4 protein-coding genes are annotated in these 3165 nt (G+C 70.0%); all 4 read right to left on the bottom strand.

Going from position 1 to position 3165, the window contains the following annotated elements; translation table 11 throughout:
* A partial coding sequence (locus tag ACR2JA_RS12385; protein ID WP_434009386.1) for a hypothetical protein occupies positions 1-291 on the bottom strand: 291 nt, incomplete at its 3' end.
* A gap of 68 nt (positions 292-359) precedes the next feature.
* Complete coding sequence (locus ACR2JA_RS12390) at positions 360-920, bottom strand: hemerythrin domain-containing protein (protein ID WP_434009387.1); 561 nt, start codon at positions 918-920, stop codon at positions 360-362.
* Positions 917-1522: a nitroreductase family protein gene (locus ACR2JA_RS12395; RefSeq protein WP_434009388.1), complete on the bottom strand. Its 606-nt coding sequence runs from the start codon at positions 1520-1522 to the stop codon at positions 917-919. Before ACR2JA_RS12395 ends, ACR2JA_RS12390 begins: the two co-directional genes overlap by 4 nt.
* 11 nt (positions 1523-1533) lie before the next feature.
* The gene (locus ACR2JA_RS12400; protein ID WP_434009389.1) at positions 1534-2841 is read right to left on the bottom strand and encodes an NnrS family protein; all 1308 of its coding nucleotides are present in this window, start codon (positions 2839-2841) and stop codon (positions 1534-1536) included.
* Between the last annotated feature and the right edge of the window lie 324 nt (positions 2842-3165).

The following is a 3165-nucleotide window of genomic DNA, read 5'->3' on the forward strand; positions in this document are numbered from 1 at the left end:
CAGCAGGGTCGGGGTACCGCTGCGGGCCTGGACAAACACCTGACGTTCGCCCGGCGCCAGGCGTGCCACGGCGTAGTCGCCGCTGTCCAGGTGGGCAAACGCCTTGCCCGCCGTGCCCACGGCGGCGGTGACGCCACCCGCGGCGAACGATGGGACGCGGTAGACCAGCAACTCAGCCGACGCTCCTTCGGGCAGAGCGGGCAAAGGCTCCACGGGCACGGCGGCGCAAGCCCACAACGACGCAGCGGCCAGGACCGCCACCCACTTGAACCCGACAACGGACGATGACACGGAGATCTCCCTGAAACCCCTCACACGAGAGGCACAACGTGAACCGTTGGATATGAGGCGCAGACCGGTCAGACCACACCCCGCCGCGCCATCATGTCCGCACCCATTGCCTGCAGCGCCGCGCCGCGGATGACCGAGCGCGCCGCCGGATAGACCACGCCGTTCTCGTCCACCAGGTGCCGGCGGTACAGGGCGTCGTAGGCGTCGAAACGCTGCGGGTCGTCGGCCGAAAAACCGGGCCAGTGCTCACCGGCTTCCACCAGCCCCGACAGCGCCGAGCGCACCTGCGCCCACATCACCGCCATCTCGCGGTGGTCGTGCTGGAGGCGGATGACCACGGCCACCACGGCCGGGTCGCGCTGTGCGAGCAGCGCCGGGAACACGTGGCGTTCTTCGTCTTCGTGGTGGTGCGGACCGGCCTGGTCGAAGTAGCGCATCACGTCACGGGCGGCGTCGCGGGCCTGCGCATCAGCACCGTGCGTCTGCACGTGTTCGCGGATCTTGCCCAGCAGGCGCAGCATGCGTTCGACGCGTTCGTGGCAAGCGTCGAGCATCTCGAACGGAGCGTCGAAACCCACGCCGGGTGCGCTGTGGCCGGGCAGGCCGATCTGGACTTTGGTGCTGCTCATGCGGGATCTCCTGCACCCAACGCGTGGACGTAGTCGGCCACGGCCGGGCGGACACGCGCCGTGCCGTGCGACAGCGCGGTGCCGATGTTGACGAAGCACACGGCCTGCTCGCTCGCGCGCAGGCCAAAGAAACGGTGCAGCACGGCCGAGCGCACCGACTGCCCGGCGGTCAGCGCCGAGCCAAAACCCAAGGCCGTGGCCATGATCAGCACGTTCTGCGCCGCGGCGCCGGCCGAGACCAGGCGTTCGGCCAGACCGATGTCGGCGTCGCCTTTCTCGGCGTCCACCACCAGCAGGGCCAGGAAGGGCGAACGGAAGCCTTTCTCACGCGCCTTGGCCACCTCGTGCGGGGCGGCCTGCGGGTCGCGTTCAAGCAGGGCCTGGGCAAAGACCTCGGCCAGGGCGTCGCGCTGGTCGGCCGCCACGGTGATGAAGCGCCAGGGCAGCAGGCAACGGTGGTCGGGTGCACTGGCGGCGGCGGCCAGGATGGCCTGCAGCTGCGCGGCGTCGGGCCCGGGCCCGCCCAGCCGCCAGGGCAGCACGGTCTGGCGGGCGGCCAGCAGTTCGGTGGCCAGGCTGGCCCAGTCGGGTGTGGTGTCCATGGCGGACATTGTCAACCGGGCCGGCCATCGGGGCGCGGCCGGCCGAACCAGTCGAGCAGCCGGGTGCCCCAGACCAGCACGGTGCCGGCCCACAGCAGCGCCGCGGCCAGCAGCCAGCCACCGCCGGCCTGCGGCAGGGTGCCGGCGATGCGCAACAGCACGGCGGCCTGCAACACCCAGAACAGGGTCCACACGGTGGCGTCGGCCACCAGGGCGCGGCCGCTGTGGCCGCAGGCCACGCGCGTGACCATGGCCAGCAGGATGGAGCCCAGGAAACCCATGGTGAGCGCGTGCAGCGCACCCAGCCCCAGGGTGGGCACACCGCCCGCGGCCAGCAGCCATTGCGACGCACCCGAGAGCAGCAGCGACAGGCCGAACCACACGAAACCCACGTGCAGCATGGCCAGCAGGCGGACCTTGAGGCTTTGCACCAGGCCCCAGACCCAGGCCAGCCAGACCAGCACGCCGCCCAGGCCCAGTTCGAGCGCACCGCGCAGCAGGCGCCAGGCCGTGCCCTCGCCCCAGCCGGCGACCATCAGCCACACCGAGGCAATCTCCAGCACCACCGCGCCCAGCATGAGCCACAGCACCCAGAACGGGCGCCAAAGCTCGATCATGGGCAGCACGCCGGAGGTGAAAAACGGGATCATGCGGTGCGCCACGGCCACGTAGGTGGCGACGATGAAGCCCCACAGCGCGGTGTGCACCAGGGCCAGGGCCACCGGGCCGGCGTCCAGCCACACGGCCACGCCCAGGCCGGCGGTGCACACAGTGCCCAGCGTGCCGCCCACGGCCACCACGGTGGCGTGCACCCGGTCGGGCGCCGGGCTGCGCCACCACAGCTGCCAGAAGCGCCCGAACTGCAGGGCCAGCCCCAGGCTGGCGGTGAACGCGCCGGCCGCGGCCAGCGCCGTGTGGGTGTGCGCCCCGGCCAGCCACAGCAGCCAGCCCAGCACCTGCAGGGCCAGTGCGGGCGTGAGGGCGCGCGCCTCTGGCCCCGCCACGCCCAGCCATTTGGGCCCGGCGGTGAACAGGAAGCCGGCGAAGAACAGCGGCATGAAGCCCAGCACCATGACGGCGCCGTGGGTGAGCGTGGGCGAGACGGCATAGGACAGCCCGAGCCAGCCGGTGACGCGGTCGAGCTGCACCGCAGCCCACCAGACGCCCGAGGCCATGAGCAGCAGCACGCCGCTGAAAAAGGCCAGGCGGTGGGGCGCCAGCCACAGGCCCGCCCAGCGCCAGGCGCCGTCCGGGCCGGAGATGGTTGGCTGGGGTGTTTGGGGTGGCCGCGCAGGCACCGGCTTTATCTGAACAGTCATATGAAATGCATCTTTATAGCCCGAAAAAACCGCCTGCCGGTGGTGCCTGTGGGTGTGCGCACAAAGCGCAAGTCTCAGTCCTTTGGAATCAACGGGTTAGCGGTTGAGCTCGCGGCATAAGTTGCAAGCGAGTACACGCATAAGCTGCAAGTTTCGTCGTCCATGCACGCATAAGGCGCAAGTTTCTTAGCAGTGGTCTGGAGTGCCATTGACGTGGGTCACTGAATTGGTTTGTACCGTAAACGGGAGCAGAAGCCTCCGGTACCCATGAACCAAAAAAGGAAAGCCCCTCAGCTTTCACTGAGGGGCTTCATGGGCGGGGGC

Source organism: Hydrogenophaga sp. (assembly GCF_051007235.1).
Classification (GTDB): domain Bacteria; phylum Pseudomonadota; class Gammaproteobacteria; order Burkholderiales; family Burkholderiaceae_C; genus Hydrogenophaga.